This is a genomic window from Kribbella sp. NPDC005582, assembly GCF_040605415.1.
Classification (GTDB): Bacteria; Actinomycetota; Actinomycetes; order Propionibacteriales; family Kribbellaceae; genus Kribbella.
In genome coordinates this window covers 626,799-648,776 of the sequence record NZ_JBEXCU010000002.1, presented here as the reverse complement: position 1 = coordinate 648,776, position 21,978 = coordinate 626,799, and the positions used below count along the sequence as shown (strand labels likewise).

The following is a 21,978-nucleotide window of genomic DNA, read 5'->3' as shown; positions in this document are numbered from 1 at the left end:
TCCGATAGGAAATCCGATGCTTCTACCGCTCAAGTCAACGCGGGAGACAGGTACGGCGTGACGTTGCGCAGCGCTCTGGTCACATACTCGTCCTTTTCGCCGACCGGCGCGACGTAGTGCATGGCGGCCTCGGCAGCTTCGAGACTGTGCAGCCGGGCGATCGTCCACGTCGCGAGGTACGTCGACGCGAGGCAACCGCCGGCCGTGGCCAGGTTGCCCCGCGCGAAGAACGGTTGATCGAGCACCTCGACGCCGGCCGCGACGACCCAGGGCTTGGTGATCAGGTCGGTGCACGCCGGAACATCGGCGAGCAGCCCGAGCTTCGCTAGCACGAGTGCGCCCGAGCACTGCGCGGCCAGCAGTTGCCGGTCGGGGTCGAGACCACGCAGTACGGGCATGATCGCCGGGTCCTCGACCACCTCGCGGGTCTTGCTGCCACTGCCGACGATGACGGCATCCGCCGTACAGGCTTCGTCGAGGTCGATCGCGGCGTCGATGGTGACGCCGTTCATCGAGCGGACGCGTGCCGTGGGGCTCGCGATCGACACCCGCCAGCCGGGTTCGCGGACTCGATTCAAGATGCCGAGGGCGACTAGCGAGTCGAGTTCGTTGTAGCCGTCGAAGGTCAGGATCGCGATGTGCATGTCCCGGACGGTACGCCGCTCGATCCATGACGATCGACGAATTGTCATGCATACAATGCGGTGGTGCGGACACCGAAATACAAGCGGGTGGTCGACGTACTGGCGGCGGACATCCGGGCTGGTCGGCGGCCTGCCGGGATGCGGCTGCCCACGCATCGGGAGCTCGCCGCTGCCGAGGGCATCGCACTCGTGACCGCCTCTCGCGTGTACGCCGAGCTGGCCGCGATGGGGCTCGTGAGTAGCGAGCAGGGGCGTGGGACCTTCGTTCGCGACCAGACTTCGGTGGATGAGTTCGACCAGCGCGCGGTGGCCGTCGACGCGATCGACCTGAGCTTCAACTCGCCTTCCGTGCCTGGGCAGGCCGACCTGCTGCGGCAGGCGTTGCGCGACCTCGCGGCCGCTGGGGATCTCGAGTCGTTGCTGCGGTACCAGCCGCATCGGGGACGCGCGCAGGACCGCGAGGCGGTCGCGCATCATCTGCGTCGCCGTGGGTTGAGCGTCGGCCGAGAGCGAGTGCTGATGGTGAATGGCGCTCAGCACGGACTGGCGGTGGCGGCGATGGCGATGTTCCAGCCGGGCGATGTGATCGCGGTGGATGCGATCACCTATCCCGGGTTCATCGTGCTCGCTCGCACACTAGGACTCGAGCTGGCTCCGCTGCCGGCGAGCACCGACGGTATCGATGTCGCTGCGTTGGAGGAGTTGTGCCGACGTCGGCGGGTGCGCGGGCTGTATGTCATGCCGACGCTGCACAATCCGCTCGGCTGGGTGCTGGATAGTGCGACGCGGCAACGATTGGTGGAAGTTGCCCAGCGCCACGAGTTGGCGGTGGTGGAGGACGCGTCGTACGCGTATCTGGCCGAGGAGACGCCTCCCCCGCTGGCGACGCTCGCCCCGGAGCGCACGGTCTATGTGTCCGGCTTGTCGAAGAGCGTCGCGACCGGCCTGCGGATCGGGTACGTCGTCGCGCCGGTCGAGCTGGTCCCGGCGATCGAACGCGTCATCATGGCCACGACCTGGCAGACGCCGGGCGTCACGGCAGCCATCGCCTGCCGGTGGCTCGAGGACGGGACGGTCGATCGGCTCGAGGTGCAGAAGCGTGCCGATGCGCGTGAGCGGCAGGGGATCACCTTGGCCGCGTTGGGCTCGCTGCGGTCGATCGGGCATCCGTCGTCGTACGTGCGATGGTTGCCGTTGCCAACGGATACCCGGCCGGACCGGATCGTGGCGGCGCTGGCCGATCGGCGGATCGCGGTCTCCACGGCAGCGCCGTTCGCCACGACTGCCGCCGTACCGCAGGCGCTGCGGCTCGCGATCGGTTCGGTCCCGCTCGCGGACCTGGCGGCCGCCGTACGGGCTGTGCGGGAGGAAGTGGAGCTGGAACGGGACCGCTGAAACTTTTTCTGAGGTTGCACCCATCCGGGTCTCCGGCGGCCCCGAAGTGCTGGGTGTGAGCGACACCCGCTCACATCACTCACTCAGGAAAGAGATCGTCATGTCTCGTAAGATCGTCCGCGCCGGCCTGGCCGCGACTGCACTGGCCCTCGTCCTGGCGACCGCCGCGTGTGGCAGTGACGACAAGAAGGCCGACACCCCCGCCGCCTCCGCGCCGACCTCGGCCCCGAGCAGCGCGCCGTCGAGTGAACCGTCGATGGACAACGCCGCCGGCCTCGTCGGCCCGGGCTGCGAGGCCTACGCCAAGGCGAACCCGACCGGTGCCGGCTCGGTGGACGGCATGGCCGCCGCACCGGTCGCCACCGCCGCCTCCGGCAACCCGCTGCTGACCACGCTGGTCGCCGCCGTCTCCGGCAAGCTGAACCCGAAGGTCAACCTGGTCTCGACCCTGAACGGCGGCGAGTTCACCGTCTTCGCCCCGGTCGACGACGCCTTCAAGAAGATCGACGCCAAGACCATCAACACCCTCAAGACCGACGCGCCGCTGCTGACCAAGATCCTGACCTACCACGTGGTGGCCGGCCAGCTCGACCCGACCGCGGTCGTCGGCAAGCACGCGACGGCGGAGAAGCAGGAGCTCACCGTCACCGGTTCGGGCCAGAACCTGAAGGTGAACAACGCCAACGTGATCTGCGGCGGCGTGAAGACGGCGAACGCGACCGTCTACCTGATCGACTCGGTCCTGATGCCCCCGGCCGCCTGAGCACCAGCCGCACTACGTCACTATGAAGGTCGAACAGAGGAACGCAGCGTGAGTGGACCGACCGCACTCCCCTGGCCGGGCAACGGATCCCGGCCAGGAGTCACCGATGCGGACTTGCTGGCGCGGACTGCCGTCGGCGACACCGCGGCGTTCAGCACGCTCTACGACCGGATCAGTCCCTGGGTCTACGGTCTCGTACGGCGGGTCCTGCGCAATCCGGCCCAGTCGGAGGAGGTGACGCAGGAGGTGATGATCGACATCTGGCGCACCGCCAGCCGCTTCGACGCCGCCCGCGGCTCGGCGCACGCGTGGATCCTCACCATCGCCCACCGCCGGGCGGTCGACCGGGTCCGCTCCGAACAGTCCGCGACCGACCGGACCGAACTGGTCGGCGCCCGCAGTACCGAGGTCGACTACGACCAGGTCGCCGACACCGTGACGACGCGCCTCGAGGCCGAACAAGTCCGCCGGTGTCTCGGCACGCTGACCGACCTGCAGCGAGAATCGATCACGCTGGCCTATTACAACGGCTACACCTACCTGGAAGTGGCCCACCAGCTCGACGCCAAACTGCCGACTGTCAAAGCCCGCATGCGCGATGGCCTGATTCGCCTCCGCGACTGCCTCGGAACCACCAAGGGGGGTACGCCATGACCGAACCAGACGTTCACACGCTCACCGGGCCTTACGTCCTGGACGCTCTGCCCGATGACGAGCGGACCCGCTTCGAGGCGCACCTCGCCGAGTGCCAGTTCTGCACCGCGGAGGTGGCCGAGCTTCGCGAGGCCGCGATCAAGCTCGCCACCCAGGTCGAGACCGCGCCTCCAGGGCATCTGAAGGCCAGTGTCATGGACGCGATCGAGAACGTTCGGCAGCTGCCGCCACTGGTCTCCGGTACGCCGGAAGTCGTTGCAGATAAGCGTTATAGCCGACGCTCGGTCTTCGCGCTGGCCGCTGCGGCGCTCGTGATCGCCGGGGCCGGTGGAGTTGCGGTCGATCAGTACCGCGACAAGCAGGCAGCGGTCGAGGCCAATCAGCAGATGGCTTCGGTGCTTGCCCAGCCGGACGCGAAGACCTCGCACGGCGGGATTGCTGGCGGCGGACAGGCGACGGTGGTGATGTCCGCGCGCGCTGATGCGGTCGTCGTCGTACTGCATGATCTGCGCAAGCCGCCCAGCGGCAAGGTCTGGCAGATGTGGCTGATGGACGCATCGCAGAAGGCGCGCTCGATCGGCCTCACCTCGGGTGATGTCGCGACGGTGATCCAGGGTGGTGTGGTCGGTCAGACCACCTTCGGTCTCACCGAGGAACCGGCCGGCGGTTCGCCGAAACCGACCACAGACCCGGTCGCCGTCTTCGCCATGACCTGAGACTGCTAAGGCGCTGCGAGGGTGAGGACCACTTCGTTGCGACGGATGGTGAGGTGGCCGCCAGTGGCCTCGGCATACCGGCGAGCTATGTCGAGGCCGAGTCCGGTCGAGCCGCGGTCGCTGCGACCGCGCTCCCCCGCTCCGAGCGGGATACCGGGTCCCTCGTCCGCAATGGTGATCTGTACGGCGTTTTCCGTGCGCAGCAACGTGATCCGGGCCGGGGTTCCGTCCGGGGTGTGGGCGACGACATTCTCGACGAGCGCGTCGAGGGCGGCGGCCAGGTCTTCGCTCGCCGATCGAACCATCGCGGGCGGTTCCGGGAGGTCGAGAGTGAGCTCACGGCCTTGATCCTCGAAGAGCGGTTCCCAGAAGGCCGCGCGGTCGCGGGTCACCTCGACGGCGTCGCAGTGTGGGACGCGACCTTCGCGCTGCGGTCTGCGGGCGGCGCTGATGACCGCGGTCAGGGTGCGTTCGAGGCTGGTGACTTGGGTATTGAGCTCCTCGGCGCGCTCGCGATCCGGGAGTGCCTCGACCTGGAGCCTTAGTGCTGTCAGAGGCGTTCGGAGTCGGTGCGAGAGGTCGGCCACGGATTCGCGTTCGACGGCGATGACCTCGTCGATGCGATCGGCGAGGAGGTTGAGGGCGGCACCGACCTTGGCCACCTCCGCCGGGCCGGTGACCGGGGCGCGGGCTTCGAGATCACCGCCGGCCAGGCGTTCCGCCGTACTGGCTGTTTCTTCGAGCGGGCGGGCCAGGCGACGGGACACGAACTCAGCGCCGGCGATGCTGAGCAGGAGGACGAGCAGACCGGCGCCCAGCAGGACGACGAGCCGCGGCATCAGGCCTTGGTGCAGCTCGGCGCCGGTCAGGTAGAGACAGACCGAAGCCGGGCCGTGCGGCGTACCGACCGCGATCTCGACGGCCACGCCGCCGTTCAGCTTGCGGTAGTCGGCATCACCGATCTTCGGCGGGCCCTTGTGATCGTCGTCGTAGTCGGTGGCTTGCGACTTGGGCGGTTGGACGCCGCCGGGCGGTCCCTGGCCGAGCGTCGTACCGTCGGCCAATCGGACCGAGATGCTGCCCGGACCGTCCTTGGCGACGCCCTCGAGGTACGCCGTGATCTCGTCGGCCGTGCGGTCCTTGTCGCCGACGTAGTAGGCCACCGACTCGACCCGGTAGCGCGCCTTCTCCTTGGACTCCTCCGCGGTCGAACTGCGCAGCAGCAGACTCAACGGTACGGCGAACGCGACCAGCACCAGCGTGGTCATGCCCACCGAGAGCAGCAGGATCCGGCGGCGCATCAGCTGTCCAGAATGGCGAGCTTGACGCCGACACCACGGACGCTGTGCAGCAACCGCGGCGCGGCGGCCGTCTCACCGAGCTTGCGCCTGAGCCAGGACAGGTGAACGTCGACGGTCCTGTCTCCGCCACCCCACGGCAGCCCCCACACCTCCGCCAGCAACTCACGCTTGCTCACCACGGCCCCCGGTCTCCGCGAGAGCGCGAGCAACAGGTCGAACTCCTTCCGCGTGAGATCCACGGGGCGCCCGTCCAGCGTCACCTCTCGGCTCCGCGGGTCGATCTTCAGCGGCCCGACATCCACCGTCACGTCCTGCTGATCAGTCCCGAGCCTCCGCAGTACGGCCCGGATCCGCGCATCGATCTGAGCCGAGCTGTACGGCTTGATCACGTAGTCGTCGGCCCCCGCATCCAGCAGCCTGACCACACTCGCGTCATCGTCGCGCGCAGTCGCCACGATCACCGGTACGTCGCTCACCGCCCGCACCATCGCCAGCACGTCCCGACCGTCCAGATCCGGCAACCCCAGATCCAGCAACACCACCTCCGGCCGCTCCCGCGCCACCCCCGCCACCCCGTCAGCGCCACCCGCCACCGCCGTCACCACATGCCCGACCGCCGTCAAAGCCTTCGAGAGCGACGTACGAATCGCGTCGTCGTCCTCCACCAGCAACACCCGAGCCATACCCGCGAGCCTAACCACCCACCCCTCAAATGTCCGCGCAGGCGGGGTTAGGCGGGTGGGGGTTTCAGGCCGGTGGTGCGGAGTTCGAGGGTGGCTAGCTGGCGGATGACGGTGGGGTCGCCGTCGCGCCAGGCGGCGACTGGGTCGTCGGAGATGCGGGCGAGTTTGTGCATGGGCTGGTTGGCCATGGCGCGGAGGGCGAAGAGGTCGAGGTCGGCGGCGTTGTCGATGAAGCGCTGGGCGGCGGTGGCTCGGCGGATGAAGCGGAGGCGGCGCGGGAGCCAGATGAGGAGGGCGAAGAGGATGGGGAGGGTGATGGTGACGGCGGCGAGGACGTAGGCGAGTTGTTCGACGGCGTGGGCCTGGTCGCGGCCGGCCTGGGCCATGCGGGCCGCGGCCGAGGCGGCGCCGTCGATGGGTGAGCGGAGTTGGTCGCCGACGACGGGGACCTTGCCGATCGGTTCGGACATCCGGCGGAGGTCGCCGGCCAGGCCGTCACCGGCTTCGGCGGTCTTGCGGCCCGGCGTACCGAGGGCATTGGTGATGCGGAAGACCAGCAGGCCGACCTTCACGCACACATAGATCCAGCCGACCAGCAAGAGGTCGCCGAAGAGCTGCCAGAACCGCTGCCGACCGACCTGCGAGTAGAGCCTCATTGCGCAGACGCTAGAGGCTGGAGCGCAGATCCCACAGCAACGGGTAGTAACGAAGGTCGAGTCGGCTGCGCAGGTACGTCGCTCCGGACGAGCCACCGGTACCGGGCTTGGTACCGATCATCCGCTCGACCATGACGACGTGGCGGGCGCGCCAGGCGGCAGCGAGCTCGTCGTGCTGGAGCAGCGCCTCGGCCAACTCCCAGACCGCGCCGTAGTGTGCACGATCGCCGGCCACCTTGCGCAACGCGTCGCTGATCGAGTCGTCGGTCTCGGTGTCGAACCCCGCATGACCCAGTACGGCGAGGAACGCGTCCCACAGGCTCGGTTCGTCGAGCCGGCGCTCCAGGCGGGCGGTCTCGGCCTCGGTCAGCCCGCGGAACCGGCGTACGAACGACGGGTCCTTGGCCGCGGACAGGAACTCGATCTCGCGGAACTGCACCGACTGGAACCCACTCGCCGGCGACAACCGGTGCCGGAACTCGCCGAAGTCCTGCGGGGTCATGGTCTCCAGGATGTCGACCTGCTGGGTGAGCGTGCGCTCGATCGTGTGCACTCGGCGCAGCAGGTGCTGGGCCAGCCACAGCTCGTCCTTGAGCATCGCGTCCCGGGAGGCGGTCAGCTCGTGCAGCACCTGCTTGAACCACAGCTCGTAGACCTGGTGGATCGTGATGAACAGCAACTCGTCGTGGGCCGGCGGGTTCGACTCCAGCCGCTGCTGGTCGAGCAACTGCGGCAACCGCAGGTAACTGCCGTAGGTCAGCCGGCCACCTTCCTCACCGAAGTTGACCTCGACCCCGCCCCAACGTCCCGTCACCTCATCAGCCATGAGGCTGACACTAACTCAGAGGGTCCGTGACCGGTCAGGCATTGGCTCGTTGCACTTGGGGTACGCCGATCCAAGGAGTCGAATGTCCGCCACGGTCGAAGCCCCGCTGGTTCCGGGCCCTGTCCAGGGTCCGACGCGGGAAGAGCCGTTGGTCGAGGCGCTGTTGCTGGACGACTACCGGTCGCTGGTTCGCCTCGCCTATCTGATCCTGCCGCCGTCGATCAGCCGCTCGCGGCGGATCGCGGCCGCGCATCGCGTCGTACAGGCTGCTGTTCCGCCGGGGTTGCCGGTGCCGGATCGGGAGCCGCGGGACTTCCTGCGCCGCCGGGTCGTCCAGGAGGCGGCCTTGGAGGCTGCCCGGCGGCCTGTGCTCGAGCGACTGGGCAGCGTCTTCGCGCCGACCGACCCGGCGAACTTCGACCCGTGCGCGATCGGTCTCGACCGTACGGCGATCGCGAAGCGGTGCCGGCTCGGCCGCCGCGTCGCCCTGGCCGGCACCGGCCTGCTCACCGCGTGCGTGCTGACCGCCTTGTTGCTGATGTCTTGACGTCGCGTTAGCTGCCACCTACTTTCGGTTCACCGCCTACCCCCTACCGCCCCAGGGAGTTCCGTGATGTTCGGTGGAATCGTTTCCAGTCTCAGCCTGCTCATCGCCCCGCTCGGTGCACCGGCGCCCGCGCCCGCGACCCCGGAGGTGGCCTTGGCGCCACAAGCCACGATCTGCAACAAGTACTGCGACGCCCGCGACCCGGCGTTGTCACCAGGAGACCGGTCGCCGGTCTCGACGACCCTGTTCGGCCGGACGTTCCGGCTGCACTTCGACGACACCGACGCCATGGGCTGGGGATCGATCGAAGGCGGCAGCCCTGGCGACGAGGTCTGGCTCGACCGCTCGATGGACGGTGGCCGCAGCTGGAGCGGCGGCAGCAAGCTCGGCGCGACCACGATCCCCAGCGGCCAGACCGGTTGGCGCACCCAGATGTACAACGTCGACGACTGGCAGAACCAAGGCGTCGGCGCGCTCCGCGTCTGCGGCAAGGCCGGCGACCGCGCCGACATCACCTGCTCCCCCTGGGCCCGTACGACGTGGAACGCGTGGGACCGCCGTACGGCGGCAGCGACCGCGCTGATGCAGGACTACAACCTGTCGACCGGGTTGTGGCGGACGACCGGGTGGTGGAACTCGGCGAACGCGCTGAACGCGATCATCGACAACATCCGGGTCAGCGGAATGAACAGCTACAAGTACGCGATCGGGCGTACGTATGACTTGAACCTGAATGCTGCGCAAGGCCAGTTCCGCAACGACTACATCGACGACACCGGGTGGTGGGGTCTGACCTGGATCGCGGCGTACGACCTGACCGGGGAAGCGCGGTATCTGCAGACGGCTCGGGCCGACGCCGACCACATGGCGGCGTACTGGGACAACGTCTGTGGCGGCGGGGTTTGGTGGAGTCAGGCCAAGACCTACAAGAACGCGATCACGAACGCGCTGTACATCCAGCTCAGTGCGGCGCTGCACAATCGCATCGCTGGGGACACGACGTACTTGCAGCGGGCGCAGAGTGGGTGGACGTGGTTCCAGCAGAGCGGGATGATCAACAGCTCGAACCTGGTCAACGACGGGATCAATCTCTCGACCTGTAAGAACAACGGCGACACGACGTGGACCTACAACCAGGGTGTTCCGGTCGCGGCACTGGTTGAGTTGTCGAAGGCAACGAACAACTCGGCCTATCTGACGACTGCTCGGCAGCTTGCGAATGCGTCGACGACCGCCGCTGGGCTGCACACGGCGGACGGGATCTTGCGAGAGCCGTGTGAGGGTGGGGACTGCGGTGGTGACGGTCCGTCGTTCAAGGGGATCTATGCGCGGGCGCTGACGAAGCTGAACACGGCGTTGTCCGATCACCCGTACTCGTCGTACCTGCGGCGGCAGGCGGATCGCGCGTACGCCGCGGATCGGACGCCGATGGATCAGTACGGGCTGCGGTGGTACGGGCCGGTGGACAAGCTCGACGGGGCTCGTCAGCAGTCGGCGGTCGATCTTCTGAACGCGCCGGTCTGATTTGAGCCGGTCTCCGGCATAATTCGGCGGCATGAGTGCCGGGACAGATCTGGGCGGGCTGCGGCGGATCAACGAGTTGGCGATCCTGACCGCGGTCCGCGCCGGCGCGAACACGCTGACCGAGGTCGTGCGGCAGACAGGGCTGGCGCGGGCGTCGGTCGGTGAGGTGACGCGCGATCTGGTCGCCAGTGGGTGGCTGAGCGAGGCGGCACCGGTGGTTCGTGGGCGGGGGCGACCGGCGGTGCGCTACGAGTACCGGGCTGGTGCGGGCGTGCTGATCGGTGCGGATATCGGGGCGTTCAACCTGCGGGTCGCGATCTCGGACCTGAGCGGTCGCCGGCTGGCGCAGTCGCGTCGCTACACGACGCCTGAGATGCCGGCCGCCAGGCGACTGAAGATGCTGGATATGGCGATCGACGACTGCCTGCGGGACATCGGGCGCGTACTCGATGACGTCTGGGGTGTGGTTCTCGGGAGCACCGGTCGGGTGGGCGAGGGGCGTGTGCTGCTCTCGGCTGCCATCCCGGACTGGACGGGGGTCGACCTTGCGGCGCACATCCACCAGAGGCTGCCCGGGGTCCTGGTAGCCGTCGACAATGACAGCCGACTGGCCGCGCTTGCTGAGCAGAAGCTCGGGGGTGGTGAGGCCCAGGGGGCCCAGGCGCCGACGGCGGGCCGGCCGGAGAGTTTGGTGTTGCTGCAGGCGGGGCGACGGACCGGGCTCGGGTTGGTGGTGGGCGGGCGTCCACATGCCGGGTACGGCGGGGTTGCCGGGGATCTCAGTCGGTTTCCGGCGCTGAAGTGGGAAGGGGCGATGGAGTACCTGCAGCAGAGCGGGGTGGCGCCTGCTTCGGGGGCGACTTCGGATCCGGTAGCCGACACCTTGAATGCCGCCATCGAGGGCTCCCCCGCTGCGCTGGCTGCGGTTCGCCGCTACATCCGGATGCTCGCGAACACCGCGGGTGCGGTGGTGTCGATCCTCGATCCCGAGGTGCTTGTGCTCGGCGGCTCGCTCGCGGCGTACGGCGAGCTTCTGTTGCCATTGCTTGCTTCGGAGCTTGAGCTGCTCTGCCTGCGGATGCCGCGCTTGGAAGCCTCAATGCTCGGTGCGGACTGCGCCGTCCTCGGCGCACTCTGCGCGGCGGTCGAGCTTGTCGATGACGCAGTGATCGGCTCGGGCCCGGGTCCGCTCCCACCGCATGCCCGGCCGATCGTTTCGACCTGAGTCGAAGGTTGGTTGCCAGGAGCGCGGGCTGGCTTTATATCTATGGAGCCCGTCATAAATAAGGAGCTCCGATGTCCGACACCGCCCCGCGTCGCTCCACTCCTTCCAACCAACTGGTTGGAAGGCGGCAACTTCTCGGCTGGATGGGAGCGGGAGCGGTCGTCGCCGGCGTCCCGCTGACCCAGACCGCGGCCGCCACCGGCCTCGGCACAGCCGCCGCCCCGCTGACCGTCTGGCTCCCCTCACCGGCCGACAAGATCAAGCGCGACCGAGCCTTCGGACCCTCGACGGACACGATCCGCCTCCAGGCCGCCCGCAACGAGTACGAGTCCGGCCAGGTGATCGTCCGCACCACCAGCGGCACGACCGACATCAGCGTGACCGCGAGCGAGCTCACCGGCCCGGGCGGCGCCAAGCTGACCGGCATCGAGGTCTTCGAGCAGCGCTACATCTCAGTCAGGTGGACTCCGCCGGACTCCGCTCCGTGGAGCGCCGGCACCTACCCGGACGCGTTGGTCCCCCTGGCACCGACCCGCCGGGTCACCGCGAGCACCGACGCCAACCTTGGCATCTGGTTCACCGTGAACATCCCGAAGGGCGCACCGGCCGGGCATTACACCGGCGCGCTCACCATCACCGGCGGTACGACGCCCGTCGTCGTACCGATCGACCTCGAGGTGTGGAACTTCGAACTGCCCGAGAAGTGGAGTACGGCGACCGCCGTCTCGATCTGGTACCAGCAGGTCGCCCGCGCCCACGGCATCCCGTACGACGATCCGCGCCACGAACCGTTGATGCGCAAGTACTACGACTTCCAGCTGAAGCATCGGATGCTGACCAACGACATGCCGCTGCCGATGAAGCCGAAGTTCCAGCACCCCGACCGGCCGGACCTCCTCACCCCTGGACCGGGGACCGAACCCGAGCCGGCCGAGTTCCTCGCGCGGGCCGACGAGTTCCTGCGTGATCCGCGCGTCGTCAAGTACCGCATCCCGCTCTACACCACCGGCGGCAACGAAGAGGGATTCCAGGTCGACACGGTCAAGCTGCAGCAGGTCGTCAACGGCCTGCGGGAGAAGGGATTACTCGACCGCGGGTACTTCTACTACGCCGACGAGCCGATGTCCGAGAAAGCGTACGCGAACGTGCGCACGCTGTTCGAAACAGTGCGAGCGATCGCGCCCGACGTACCCCACGTCCTCACGCTGGAGCACCTGCCAGAGCAGAAGCTGCTCGACTTCGTCCACGCCTGGTGCTTCGTGAGCACCGTCCCCAAGCCGGAGCTCCCCGGAATCGTTGCCCAGCTCAAGGAACGCGGCGACCTGGTCTGGTGGTACACCGCAGTCGGCCACCACTATCCGCTGCCCGGTGTCTTCATCGCCGACAGCGGCGTCGGACACCGAATGCTGCCGTGGATCCAGTACGACCTGGGGATCGAGGGCTACCTGTTCTGGTCCAGCACGGTCTTCGGCAAGTGGACCGGCGACGGCTACCAGGCCGGTGACCGGTGGAGCGATCCGTTCGGCCTGCAGACCGAGGCCGGCGACGGCTTCCTGATGTACCCCGGCAATGCCGTCGGCATCGACGGGCCGGTCGGCACGGTACGGCTGGAATGGCTGCGTGAGGGCTTCGAGGACCTCGAGTACCTCGCGCTGTACGACCGTAAGGCCGCGGCACTGGCCGCGAGCTGGGGTGTGCCGAAACCCCAGCGTGGACTGGGTTCCTACCATGACGTGCTGCACGACTGGCTGGCGCCGTACCGGGATGATCCGGCCCTGTTCCACAAGATCCGCGCGCAGGTCGGGGCCGAGGTTGCACAGCTCTTCGGGCCGACACCGGCGCTGGTACGGATCGACAAGCCCACCGCCGGCCACGTGGTCGTGGAGCTGATCACTCTCAAGGACGCCGCGGTACGAGTCGCCGGCAAAGCCAGTACGCCGGCCTCCGTCCAGGGACCGTCCGCAACTCATCGCGTGGTCCTCGACCTGCCGGCCGGTGAGCACACCGTCACGCTATCTGTTGCTGACAGCAACTTCTCCCGAACGATCACCGTGGCACCGGTCGCGACGCCGCACGAGATCGTGATCAACTCTTTCGAGTCGGAGGCGGATGTCGCACGACTCGTCACCCAGGAAGCCAGCGCCTCGTTCAGCAATCAGCACCCAACGACCGGCGGGCACAGCGCCAAACTCGTCTTCAACGCGAATGTCGCCGACCCACCCTGGTCCGGCGTCTACCTGTACACCCTGCGAGAAGGCCATCCCGAGCAGTCGATCGGCCGCAACGACTGGTCGGCCCTCGATGCGGTCGCGTTCGACGTCTACAACGACTCCGACGACCTCATCGTCATGTACTGCGACTTCCACGACCCCGTCCGCCTGGACAACGGCAATCCGTTCTATCTGGCACCCCGCAAGCAACAGCAGGTCGTCGTACCGCTGACTGGGCTGGTCAGCGACCTGCCGCGGATCACCTCGATTCACCTGCGCGTGGACAAGCGCCCCACTCCCCTGACGGTGTACCTGGACAACGTGCGATTCCTGCGCAGCAAGACCGGCCTGCCGACACCAGGCACGTGGTCGCGGCAGGACTCCGATCGCCGCATGACGTTCCAGACAGTCCGATCCGACGGCTCCATCGGGTACGGCCGGGAGAACGGCAGCGGCTTCGACGTCACGAGTGTCGCGGCCGGAGTCACTGGCACCGTGGCCAGTGCGGTCGACCCAGCCGCCCAAATGAACCTCATCGGAATCACCTCGAACGGCCAACTCAGGTGGAGCCGACTGGACGGCAGCTGGACGCACGCCCTCGTCGACACACCGGCGCCCCTGACCGGTACGCCGACCGCCGTACTGGACGCTCTTGGTCGGCTGACGTACTTCGCCCGCACGACCGATGGCAACCTGATCCGCGGTCGGCAGACGGCGCCGGGGGCAACCACCTGGACAACGGCGTACGTCGCTGATGCCAGCGGCGCGCGAGCAGTCGTCAGCAGCGACCCAGCGTCAGTGCAGGACCCGTCCGGCAAGCTGACGTACTTCGTCCGCGGTCACAACGGCGACCTGCTGCACGGCTGGGAAACCGCCCCCGGCAACGACCAGTGGAACGTGGACGTCATCCGCCAAGGCGGAAACGGCGCAGTCGCAGTCATCGACGGACGGCCCGCGGTGTCGCAGGACATCTCCGGCCGGCTCACGTTCCACGCTCGCACCGCGTCAGGCGGCATCATCACCGGCTGGCAGTCCACACCTGGCAACGGCCCCTGGCGCTATGACTCACTACCGCTCACCGTCACTGTGGACGGCGCCACCGAGACAGTCACTCTCGCCGGCGATCCGGTCAGCGCCCTCGATGCCTCCGGCAAGCTCGTGTTCTTCGCCCGCACCACGGACAACCGCATCTTCCACGGCTGGTCGCGCTACCCCGGCAACGGCCCGTGGGAGGGCACTGTGATCCGGGCCGACGGCAACTCGGTCACGATCGCCGCCGACGGCGCCACCACCCAGTCCGCCGACGGCAGGCTGCACTACTTCGCCCGGCTCGCCTCCGGCCGGCTCGGCCACTGGTGGCAGGATGCCCCCGGCATCGGACCGTGGCACGGCGGTGAAGTAGCCAACGCTTGATCTGGTTGGCAGGATGACGCCATGGAACTGAAGCTGTCCGCGTCGTACGACGCCACGCCCGAGGAAGTGTTCGCAGTCGTCACGGACAAGACGTTCCGTGAGCAGGCCTGCGAGAAGACCAACGCGTTGTCGTACGACGTGCAGGTGACCGAGTCCGGCGCCGACACGATCGTGAAGGTGACCCGGGAGATGGCGTCGGACGACGTACCGGATATCGCCCGAAAGTTCGTCGGCCAGACGCTGACCGTCGTCCAGACCGAGACCTGGCACGCCGCGGCCGCCGACGGGTCGCGGGCGGCCGACGTGGCCGGGGAGATCACCAACACCCCGGTCACTCTGAAGGGCACCGCGAGCATCATCCCGGACGGCGGCAAGACCACTCAGGGCATCGTGCTCGACGTCAAGGTCGCCGTACCGCTGATCGGCAAGAAGATCGAGCCGTTCGTCGTCGACGCCGTCCGCAAGGGTCTGGTCAAGGAGCACGAGCTCGGCCAGGACTGGACCAACTGACCGCACACCCGTCGTGTCGCTGCCGGTCCGAACCGGCCGGCAGTGGCACGCTGTGGAGTGAGTGCTCCCTGGAGGTGAGCGTGGATGCGGAAAAGACACCTGTGGTCAGGGCCGGTCGCCGACACCGCCCAGTACTGCGTGATCTGCGCCGGCACGATGCCGTTCGAGCGCGTCGAGGCCGTCGATCACACCCATGACGAAACGACCGAGCTGATCTGCGTGGCCTGCGGGTACGCACTGCTCGTCGACCCACCACTGCAGGAGCTCAGCCGCTCCGCCTGAGGTTTTAGACCGGCGGCCCCGCAAAGCACACGACCCGCTGCGCGTGGGCCGGATCCAGCGCGTTCGCGACCAGCTGCGCGACGGTCGGGTCGAAGGCCAGGCCGACGTGACCGACCGGGTCGAGCGGGCAGGTGTCCTGGACGAACTTGTTGGCGACGCCTGTCTCGCGGATGAACGACGTCTCGTGCGGGACGACCAGCGGGTCGAAGCGGCTCGCGATCACCGTGTACTTGATCCCGGGCTGGGCGATCGGGCCGGCCGTCACCTGGTTGACCGCCGGTCCGCCGACGATCAGCTCGTCACATGCCGGGCAGCCGAACTGCCGCAGTACCTGGTCGACGACCGGACGCAGGCCAAGGTAGTCGCCGACGCTCACCAGACCGGCGAACGTGGTCCCGTGGGTCGGCGGCGCCAAGGCGACCACCTTCCCGACCTGATCGGCGTACCCGAGGATCTTGGGGCCGTAGATGCTCTGGAAGGCGCCTTCGGAGTGGCCGACGAGATCCACCTTGGCCGCGCCGGTGGCCGTGCGGACCCGCTGGACGAAGGCCTTGATCTGGGCGGCCGACTCGGCGATCGCGATCGTGCCGCCGACCGGGAACAGCGGGCTCGCCTGCCCATACGTCAGGGTGAACGCGCAGTACCCCTTCCCAGCCAGGTACGGACCGAGGTAGGAGTAATTGCCAGGCCCGTTGCCGCCCAGGCCGTGCAGCAGCACGAGGGGGTTCGGATGCGCGGCCGACGGCTTGCAGGACCAGTTGTCGAACCCCGACGACGTCACGGCGGTGGCGGGCGTCGTGGTAACCAGGGCGGTAGTCACCACGGCGCTTGCCACCAGCGCGGCAAGGGCTCTTCGAAGGCGGATGGACAAGGCGGGCTCCCCGTGACGTATCGTTCGGTAACCGGTGGGTAACCGAGAGTTGAACACGTCTTCGGGTTCTTGACAAGAGCCTGAGTTCAGAACAGGTTCACCTGGTTACATAGTGAGAGCGGGGGTAACCTCCAGCGCATGAGTCGGACCATTCGGGGACTGGACGCCGAGCAACGGCGGGCCGAGCGACGCGAGCAACTGCTCGACGCCGCACTCAAGCTGTTCGCGGCCAACGGGTACCTCGGGACGTCGATCGAGCAGATCTGCACGACGGCGTACATCGGGACCAAGAGTTTCTACGAGCTCTTCACCAGCCGGGAAGAGTGTTACGTCGCCGTCCTGCGGCGGACCTCGGACCGGCTCGAGGAGCGGATGGTCGAGGCCGCGCGGCAGGCCACCGGGAACGAGCGGCAGGAAGCGCCGCGGCTGCTCGCGACCTTCGTGCACGCGCTCGTCGACGATCCGCAGGTCACCCGGGTCACCTTCGGGATGGCGTCCGGGATCTCGGAGAGCGTCGAGCGGGAGCGCCGGGCCAACCGCCGCTGGGCGGCCGGCTTCCTCGAAAAGCTCTGGGACCGGTACGACGGCCCGCCGAACGACGAGTTGCGAGCGGTCCGGCACGGCGTGGCGATCGGGCTGGTCGGCGGCATGTTCGACCTGATCTCGGACTGGCTGCTGGATGCCGACCTCGCCAACCAGAAGCAGATCGAAGCCCTCATCGACGATCTGACGACGTTCTACATCACCGTCCGGCGCGGCCTGACCAAGTAGCTACTCGAACACCAGCGTCCGGAGGGCAACATGGCCCTCCTCGTCGATCACGTAGTGGGCATGGCCTTCGTGGTCGACGGCGATGCCTTCGATGCGGCGGATGTCGCCGAAGTGGTGCAGCGTCTTCGTGCCGACCGGTCCGGCCTCCGCCGGGAGCTCGAAGCGGATGTGCTCGGAGTCGGCCACGGCACCTTCGGGGTGATCGGCCAGCACGGTGGCCGACTTGCCGATCGCGTCCAGGTCACCGACGATCGCGTCGAACTCGAGCCCGTCGCGGGTGTCGAGCGCGCGCAGACCGGCCGGCGTCTCCCGGGTGCCGACGTCGTTCAGCACCCAGACCTTGCCACACCGCGGTACGGCGTTGGGATCGGCGAACAGCTCGTCGACGTTCTCGAGCTCGACCACGATCGGGTGACCATCGGCGGTGACCGGGTAGCGGAGGCCGAGCAGGAGCTTGCCTTCGGCGCTGAACTCGGCCGCCTCGATGTTGACCGGGTGGTCGGTCGGGCGGACGGTTCCATGCCAGCTCTTCGACTCGCCCTTGGTGATCGTGGCATCGACGTACGACGCCTGTGCGAGCGGGCCGAGCGGGATCAGGTCGAGGTCGGCCAGCGCGTCGTTGATCGCCCGGTGCAGGCCGAAGCGCATGCGCACCACCTCGAGCTCGGCCGGCGTACCGGTGTCGAGTGCTTTGGCGATCGAGTCTTCGCTGACGCGGGCGATCCAGGAGCGCTTGGCCGAGAGCGGGCCGCGCTTCTTGCCGAACTGGGAGCCGACCAGGTAGACGTAGCCGCCCCTGGACGCGCAGGCTTCTGCGTCCTCGGTGCGGCCGTTGTGAATGCCGGCGTCGGCCGGCACCCGGACGGCGGTCCAGCCCTCGTCGAGGGGCGCGCCGGCCTCGTGCGCGAGGAGGGCGATCGCGTTCTCCGCGGTCGCCTCGTCCAAGACCGTCACGAACGCCCGCTCCCATCCGCGGCGGGCGAGCTCGTCTGGGGTGAAGACGCGGCACAGATCGGAGGCTTCGTTGGGATCGAGGTGCAGATCGGTCTCATGCATGTCCGGTAGACGCTCCGTCGGCCTCGGTTGATCCTGCTCAGCAGTGATCCCCGGGACAGCTCAGGGTGTCCCGGGGACCCTTGTCAGGCTCAGCCCTGGTGCGGGTAGCGGTAGTCGGTCGGCGGCGCGAAGGTCTCCTTCATCGACCGCGGCGAGGCCCAGCGGATCAGGTTCCACATCGAGCCGGCCTTGTCGTTGGTGCCCGAAGCGCGAGCGCCGCCGAACGGCTGCTGGCCGACGACCGCACCGGTCGGCTTGTCGTTGACGTAGAAGTTGCCCGCCGCGAACCGCAGGTACTCGGCCGCCTCGGCGACGGCGTGCCGGTCCTGCGCGATGACCGCGCCGGTCAGGCCGTACGGCGCGGAGTGCTCCATGCCCTTCATCACGGCCGTGTAGTCGGCGTCGTCGTACACGTGCACGCCGAGGATCGGACCGAAGTACTCGGTGGTGAAGATCTCGTCGGTCGGGTCCTCGGAGACGATCAGCGTCGGCCGGACGAAGTAGCCCTCGGAGTCGTCATAGGTGCCACCGGCAACGACCTGCAGCGCGTCGGTCGCCGCGGCCCGGTCCAGCGCCGCCTTGTGCTTGGCGAAGGCGCGGTCGTCGATCACGGCGCCGATGAAGTTCGACAGGTCGCTGACATCGCCCATGGTGAGCGAGTCGGTCTCGGCGATGATGTCGTCCTTGATCTGGTTCCAGACCGAGCGCGGCACGTACGACCGGCTCGCGGCCGAGCACTTCTGGCCCTGGTACTCGAAGGCGCCCCGGACCATCGCGGTCTTCAGCACCGCCGGGTCGGCCGACGGGTGCGCGAGGATGAAGTCCTTGCCACCGGTCTCGCCGACCAGCCGCGGGTAGGTCTTGTACGACGCGATGTTCGCGCCGACCGTCGACCACAGCGACTGGAACGTCTTGGTCGACCCGGTGAAGTGGATACCGGCCAGGTCGGGGTGCGTGAGCGCGGCCTTGCTGACGTCGATGCCGTCACCGGTGACGAGGTTGATCACACCGGCCGGCAGCCCAGCGGCCTCGAACAGCCGCATCGTCCAGTGCGCCGCGAACTGCTGCGTCGGCGACGCCTTCCACACCACGGTGTTGCCCATCAGCGCCGGCGCGGTCGGCAGGTTGCCCGCGATCGCGGTGAAGTTGAACGGCGTGATCGCGTAGACGAAACCCTCGAGCGGCCGGTAGTCGACCCGGTTCCAGATCCCCGGGCTCGAGATCGGCTGGTCGTTGATGATGTTGCGCGCGAACGCGACGTTGAACCGCAGGAAGTCGATCAGCTCACACGCCGCGTCGATCTCGGCCTGCTGCACCGTCTTCGACTGCCCCAGCATCGTGGCCGCGTTCAGCGTGTCCCGCCACGGCCCCGCCAGCAGGTCAGCCGCCTTCAGGAAGATCGCCGCCCGGTCGTCGAAGCTCAGCGCCCGCCAGCTCGGCGCCGCCGCCAGCGCCGCGTCCACCGCCGCCTTGCCGTCAGCCTCGGTACCGTTGTTGAGCGTCCCCAGCACGTGAGCATGCTTGTGCGGCTGCACCACCTGGATCGGCGCCCCGCCACCAAGCCGCTGCTCACCACCGATCGTGCACGTCAGGTCGATCGCCCCCGCGGCGTTGAACTCCTTCAGCTTCGCCTCCAGACTCACCCGCTCCGCCGATCCGGGCGCATAGCCCTTCACCGGCTCGTTCACAGGGGTCGGGACTGCAGTGACGGCATCCATCGGGTGCGGCGCTCCTCGGTCGGCTCTACTGGATCACAGCTGGCCCCTTCATGGTGCCATGACCAACGGCGTACCACGAACCTGACAGGTACGGTTTCAGGCATGAGCGGAGTCGGGCACTTCACAAGCGCACAAGCCCAGGTGTCGTACCTCACCTTGTACGACTCGCTGATCGCGGCCATACCTGGGTCGCCGGAGGTCCGCGACGTACCGACCACCTTCGGCCAAGTCCGCGTCTACCGCTTCGGCTCCGCGGGCGGGACGCCGTACGTGCTGCTCCATGGTCGCGGCGCGACTTCGGCCATGTGGGCCCCGAACATCCCCACCCTCGCGGCCTCGCACACCGTCTACGCTGTCGACTCCCTCGGCGAGCCGGGCCGCAGCGTGCAGACCCTCCCCTTGCGCACCTCCGCCGACCAGGCCTTGTGGCTCACGGAAGTCCTGGATGCTCTCGGTGTGGGCCGCGCCCACTTCGCCGGCGTCTCCGGCGGCGGCTGGCTCGCCTACAACCAAGCCCTCCACACCCCGTCGCGCGTAGCCACCGCCGCCCTCATCGAGCCCGCCCACGTCCTGGCCCGCTTCTCCAAGAAGTTCTTGTTAGGCGGCTTCTCCCTGCTCCCCGGCCTCCCCGAGCGCTACGGCAACCGCTTCCTAGGCTGGGTCTCCGGCGACCCCGACATGACCCAACCCATAGCCCGCCTCCTCACCACCGGCCTCCGCTCGTACCGCATGGCATTGCCGACGCCCGAGTACGGCAGCGACGCCCACCTCCGCAGCTTGAAGGTCCCGATCCTCGCCGTTCTCGGCGGCCGCTCAGTCGTCCACAACCCGTTAGAAGCCGCCCGCCGAGCCCAAACGCTCATCCCCGACAACCAAACCGAACTCTGGCCCGACGCGACGCATGCCCTCTCCGGCGAATTCCCCAAGCAGCTAAACGTCCGCCTACTACAGTTCGCCAAGACAGCACAGTAGAGCGCGTCGAGCCTCACGTAGAAGCAGCGGCGGCGACACCAAATACGCAGGGCGAAAGAACGTTCGATGGGGGTGCCAAAGGCTGGGCCTGCCGCCTTGACCGCCCCAGCATCAGCACCGGACTCCTTGAGCCTCGCAGTCAGCACGAGCCGAGGACTCCGAAGAAGCTGATCAGAATCGCCCTTCGGTCGAGGCGGGCCCTGATCTTTCGTAGGGTTCTAGCCTGTCTTCCGCGGCCTTGTCCTGGGCCGGTTCGACGGTTGGCGGTCGGGCTGTCGCTTCGGATGGTTCAGTATTCATGACCGCGTCCACAGTCAGCAGGTAGTTACACCCACAGCCCCTCGCCGGAGAACCTCCTCCACGAAAGTCCCGAACCCATACTGCACCCCTACAACCACCCCCGGAATGTCAGTGCTGGCCACCATCACGGCGCCCACCTGACCACTCGCCACCAGATCCCGAAACTCCGGCCCCCCACAGTCAGCCACGGCAGCCCTTCAGCCCAAGACGACCCATTGATTCAAGCCCAGTCGGGGACTGTCGCTGCCGAACCGACCGAAAATCCGACCGGGACTCGTTCTCGTCGACGAATACCGACTCAGTACACATTGACGCGCGCGCACGACAATCCAACACCCCACGTCATTCGACCGGATCTGCGGTTTTCAGCCATTCATCGATCGATTCTGTAACCGCCTCAAGACTTTCGTCAGAAGAAATTTTGTCCCGCACAGAAGCGATTGTGCCGCGGTCCGCATACATGACATAGAAACGCCTTGGGTCTAACGGCTCCGCCTGTAAACCCAAGTGGTCTCGCGCATATTCGGACAACCGATTAGCCAGTCCGCTGTCCATACCCAGAGCCATTACGGCCCACCGATTGTCAATACTCATGAACTACTTTCCAATCTTCGTCAGGAGAGCACTCTTATCTTTCATCGCACCGCCGGGCTCTGTCCGGGATAATATTCCGCACCGTCCGCCGCCAGGAGGCGCGCGATATCAGCAAACAGCTCCTGGTCTTCTGAGACTAGATAAGCGCCTTTTTACTTTTCCTCCACTGTAGCATCAAGGCGATATTTCACTAACAATATCGATCAGTCGCTGATGATCACGAGCAACCTTCGGAGCTGTCGTGAAGGCGTGTTGGTCAGCTGAGTTTAGAATCTCTGAAGTCCACCAAATCATGTTTCCGATCGACGTGGCGCGAGCTGGCGCCGCTGCGGCGATAGGCCTGTGGT

21 protein-coding genes are annotated in these 21,978 nt (G+C 67.5%); 12 read left to right on the top strand and 9 right to left on the bottom strand.

Annotation, left to right across the window (positions count from 1 at the left end; translation table 11 throughout):
* Positions 1-29: 29 nt before the first annotated feature.
* On the bottom strand, positions 30-692 hold the full coding sequence (locus tag ABZS29_RS14570) for a DJ-1/PfpI family protein (protein ID WP_355461955.1): 663 nt from the start codon (positions 690-692) through the stop codon (positions 30-32).
* A 15-nt stretch (positions 693-707) separates the two neighbouring features.
* On the opposite strand from ABZS29_RS14570, the gene ABZS29_RS14565 reads away from it, so the two are divergent.
* The 4 genes from ABZS29_RS14565 (at position 708) to ABZS29_RS14550 (ending at position 4,172) form a co-directional block, all read left to right on the top strand.
* Positions 708-2,039 (top strand): PLP-dependent aminotransferase family protein, encoded by a 1,332-nt coding sequence (locus ABZS29_RS14565; RefSeq protein WP_355461953.1) that lies wholly within the window; start codon positions 708-710, stop codon positions 2,037-2,039.
* Between the two features lie 100 nt (positions 2,040-2,139).
* Positions 2,140-2,802: a fasciclin domain-containing protein gene (locus tag ABZS29_RS14560; RefSeq protein ID WP_355461951.1), complete on the top strand. Its 663-nt coding sequence runs from the start codon at positions 2,140-2,142 to the stop codon at positions 2,800-2,802.
* A 48-nt stretch (positions 2,803-2,850) separates the two neighbouring features.
* Positions 2,851-3,456: an ECF RNA polymerase sigma factor SigK gene (sigK, locus tag ABZS29_RS14555; protein ID WP_355461949.1), complete on the top strand. Its 606-nt coding sequence runs from the start codon at positions 2,851-2,853 to the stop codon at positions 3,454-3,456.
* Positions 3,453-4,172, top strand: a complete 720-nt coding sequence (locus ABZS29_RS14550) for an anti-sigma factor (RefSeq protein WP_355461947.1) — start codon at positions 3,453-3,455, stop codon at positions 4,170-4,172. The genes sigK and ABZS29_RS14550 overlap by 4 nt, the downstream gene beginning before the upstream one ends.
* A gap of 5 nt (positions 4,173-4,177) precedes the next feature.
* Here ABZS29_RS14550 and ABZS29_RS14545 read toward each other — a convergent pair whose 3' ends face one another.
* From ABZS29_RS14545 to ABZS29_RS14530, 4 genes are read right to left on the bottom strand one after another with little or no spacing between them, the layout of a single operon-like run.
* Positions 4,178-5,473: a HAMP domain-containing sensor histidine kinase gene (locus tag ABZS29_RS14545; RefSeq protein WP_355461945.1), complete on the bottom strand. Its 1,296-nt coding sequence runs from the start codon at positions 5,471-5,473 to the stop codon at positions 4,178-4,180.
* Positions 5,473-6,156, bottom strand: a complete 684-nt coding sequence (locus tag ABZS29_RS14540) for a response regulator transcription factor (protein WP_355461943.1) — start codon at positions 6,154-6,156, stop codon at positions 5,473-5,475. The genes ABZS29_RS14545 and ABZS29_RS14540 overlap by 1 nt, the downstream gene beginning before the upstream one ends.
* Before the next feature lie 47 nt (positions 6,157-6,203).
* Positions 6,204-6,812: a hypothetical protein gene (locus ABZS29_RS14535; protein WP_355461941.1), complete on the bottom strand. Its 609-nt coding sequence runs from the start codon at positions 6,810-6,812 to the stop codon at positions 6,204-6,206.
* A 10-nt stretch (positions 6,813-6,822) separates the two neighbouring features.
* A complete protein-coding gene (locus ABZS29_RS14530; protein ID WP_355461939.1) occupies positions 6,823-7,638 on the bottom strand; it encodes a tryptophan 2,3-dioxygenase family protein in 816 nt (271 codons plus the stop codon).
* Positions 7,639-7,720: 82 nt separating this feature from the next.
* Between ABZS29_RS14530 and ABZS29_RS14525 the strand changes: the two genes are divergently transcribed.
* The 6 genes from ABZS29_RS14525 to ABZS29_RS14500 all read left to right on the top strand — a co-directional run bounded on the left by ABZS29_RS14525 (position 7,721) and on the right by ABZS29_RS14500 (position 15,349).
* A complete protein-coding gene (locus ABZS29_RS14525) occupies positions 7,721-8,185 on the top strand; it encodes a hypothetical protein (protein ID WP_355461937.1) in 465 nt (154 codons plus the stop codon).
* Positions 8,186-8,251: 66 nt separating this feature from the next.
* On the top strand, positions 8,252-9,709 hold the full coding sequence (locus ABZS29_RS14520) for a glycoside hydrolase family 76 protein (RefSeq protein ID WP_355461935.1): 1,458 nt from the start codon (positions 8,252-8,254) through the stop codon (positions 9,707-9,709).
* A gap of 31 nt (positions 9,710-9,740) precedes the next feature.
* A complete protein-coding gene (locus ABZS29_RS14515) occupies positions 9,741-10,934 on the top strand; it encodes an ROK family protein (protein ID WP_355461933.1) in 1,194 nt (397 codons plus the stop codon).
* Positions 10,935-11,005: 71 nt separating this feature from the next.
* Positions 11,006-14,557, top strand: a complete 3,552-nt coding sequence (locus ABZS29_RS14510) for a glycoside hydrolase domain-containing protein (protein WP_355461931.1) — start codon at positions 11,006-11,008, stop codon at positions 14,555-14,557.
* A gap of 21 nt (positions 14,558-14,578) precedes the next feature.
* Positions 14,579-15,067: a DUF2505 domain-containing protein gene (locus ABZS29_RS14505; RefSeq protein ID WP_355461929.1), complete on the top strand. Its 489-nt coding sequence runs from the start codon at positions 14,579-14,581 to the stop codon at positions 15,065-15,067.
* 84 nt (positions 15,068-15,151) lie between these two features.
* Positions 15,152-15,349 (top strand): hypothetical protein, encoded by a 198-nt coding sequence (locus ABZS29_RS14500; protein ID WP_355461927.1) that lies wholly within the window; start codon positions 15,152-15,154, stop codon positions 15,347-15,349.
* A gap of 4 nt (positions 15,350-15,353) precedes the next feature.
* On the opposite strand, the gene ABZS29_RS14495 is transcribed toward ABZS29_RS14500, so the two are convergent.
* A complete protein-coding gene (locus tag ABZS29_RS14495) occupies positions 15,354-16,169 on the bottom strand; it encodes an alpha/beta fold hydrolase (RefSeq protein ID WP_355461925.1) in 816 nt (271 codons plus the stop codon).
* A 189-nt stretch (positions 16,170-16,358) separates the two neighbouring features.
* On the opposite strand from ABZS29_RS14495, the gene ABZS29_RS14490 reads away from it, so the two are divergent.
* Positions 16,359-16,991: a TetR/AcrR family transcriptional regulator gene (locus tag ABZS29_RS14490; RefSeq protein WP_355461923.1), complete on the top strand. Its 633-nt coding sequence runs from the start codon at positions 16,359-16,361 to the stop codon at positions 16,989-16,991.
* On the opposite strand, the gene ABZS29_RS14485 is transcribed toward ABZS29_RS14490, so the two are convergent.
* Both ABZS29_RS14485 and pruA read right to left on the bottom strand, forming a co-directional pair.
* Entirely contained in the window at positions 16,992-18,047 is a 1,056-nt protein-coding gene (locus tag ABZS29_RS14485) for a hypothetical protein (protein WP_355461921.1), read from the bottom strand.
* A gap of 89 nt (positions 18,048-18,136) precedes the next feature.
* Complete coding sequence (gene pruA, locus ABZS29_RS14480) at positions 18,137-19,765, bottom strand: L-glutamate gamma-semialdehyde dehydrogenase (RefSeq protein ID WP_355461919.1); 1,629 nt, start codon at positions 19,763-19,765, stop codon at positions 18,137-18,139.
* 102 nt (positions 19,766-19,867) lie between these two features.
* Here pruA and ABZS29_RS14475 point away from each other — a divergent pair, with 102 nt between their 5' ends.
* Positions 19,868-20,737 (top strand): alpha/beta fold hydrolase, encoded by an 870-nt coding sequence (locus ABZS29_RS14475; RefSeq protein WP_355461917.1) that lies wholly within the window; start codon positions 19,868-19,870, stop codon positions 20,735-20,737.
* A 642-nt stretch (positions 20,738-21,379) separates the two neighbouring features.
* Here the strand turns inward: ABZS29_RS14475 and ABZS29_RS14470 are convergent.
* A complete protein-coding gene (locus ABZS29_RS14470) occupies positions 21,380-21,631 on the bottom strand; it encodes a hypothetical protein (RefSeq protein WP_355461915.1) in 252 nt (83 codons plus the stop codon).
* Positions 21,632-21,978 lie beyond the last annotated feature (347 nt).

What these genes read in the sequence shown, in the direction of transcription:
- ABZS29_RS14570 (WP_355461955.1), bottom strand. Translation starts at nt 692, where the DNA reads ATGACAATTCGTCGATCGTCATGGATCGAGCGGCGTACCGTCCGGGAC.
- ABZS29_RS14560 (WP_355461951.1), top strand. Translation starts at nt 2,140, where the DNA reads ATGTCTCGTAAGATCGTCCGCGCCGGCCTGGCCGCGACTGCACTGGCC.
- ABZS29_RS14550 (WP_355461947.1), top strand. Translation starts at nt 3,453, where the DNA reads ATGACCGAACCAGACGTTCACACGCTCACCGGGCCTTACGTCCTGGAC.
- ABZS29_RS14545 (WP_355461945.1), bottom strand. Translation starts at nt 5,473, where the DNA reads ATGCGCCGCCGGATCCTGCTGCTCTCGGTGGGCATGACCACGCTGGTG.
- ABZS29_RS14540 (WP_355461943.1), bottom strand. Translation starts at nt 6,156, where the DNA reads ATGGCTCGGGTGTTGCTGGTGGAGGACGACGACGCGATTCGTACGTCG.
- ABZS29_RS14535 (WP_355461941.1), bottom strand. Translation starts at nt 6,812, where the DNA reads ATGAGGCTCTACTCGCAGGTCGGTCGGCAGCGGTTCTGGCAGCTCTTC.
- ABZS29_RS14530 (WP_355461939.1), bottom strand. Translation starts at nt 7,638, where the DNA reads ATGGCTGATGAGGTGACGGGACGTTGGGGCGGGGTCGAGGTCAACTTC.
- ABZS29_RS14525 (WP_355461937.1), top strand. Translation starts at nt 7,721, where the DNA reads ATGTCCGCCACGGTCGAAGCCCCGCTGGTTCCGGGCCCTGTCCAGGGT.
- ABZS29_RS14520 (WP_355461935.1), top strand. Translation starts at nt 8,252, where the DNA reads ATGTTCGGTGGAATCGTTTCCAGTCTCAGCCTGCTCATCGCCCCGCTC.
- ABZS29_RS14515 (WP_355461933.1), top strand. Translation starts at nt 9,741, where the DNA reads ATGAGTGCCGGGACAGATCTGGGCGGGCTGCGGCGGATCAACGAGTTG.
- ABZS29_RS14510 (WP_355461931.1), top strand. Translation starts at nt 11,006, where the DNA reads ATGTCCGACACCGCCCCGCGTCGCTCCACTCCTTCCAACCAACTGGTT.
- ABZS29_RS14505 (WP_355461929.1), top strand. Translation starts at nt 14,579, where the DNA reads ATGGAACTGAAGCTGTCCGCGTCGTACGACGCCACGCCCGAGGAAGTG.
- ABZS29_RS14500 (WP_355461927.1), top strand. Translation starts at nt 15,152, where the DNA reads ATGCGGAAAAGACACCTGTGGTCAGGGCCGGTCGCCGACACCGCCCAG.
- ABZS29_RS14490 (WP_355461923.1), top strand. Translation starts at nt 16,359, where the DNA reads ATGAGTCGGACCATTCGGGGACTGGACGCCGAGCAACGGCGGGCCGAG.
- ABZS29_RS14485 (WP_355461921.1), bottom strand. Translation starts at nt 18,047, where the DNA reads ATGCATGAGACCGATCTGCACCTCGATCCCAACGAAGCCTCCGATCTG.
- pruA (WP_355461919.1), bottom strand. Translation starts at nt 19,765, where the DNA reads ATGGATGCCGTCACTGCAGTCCCGACCCCTGTGAACGAGCCGGTGAAG.
- ABZS29_RS14475 (WP_355461917.1), top strand. Translation starts at nt 19,868, where the DNA reads ATGAGCGGAGTCGGGCACTTCACAAGCGCACAAGCCCAGGTGTCGTAC.
- ABZS29_RS14470 (WP_355461915.1), bottom strand. Translation starts at nt 21,631, where the DNA reads ATGAGTATTGACAATCGGTGGGCCGTAATGGCTCTGGGTATGGACAGC.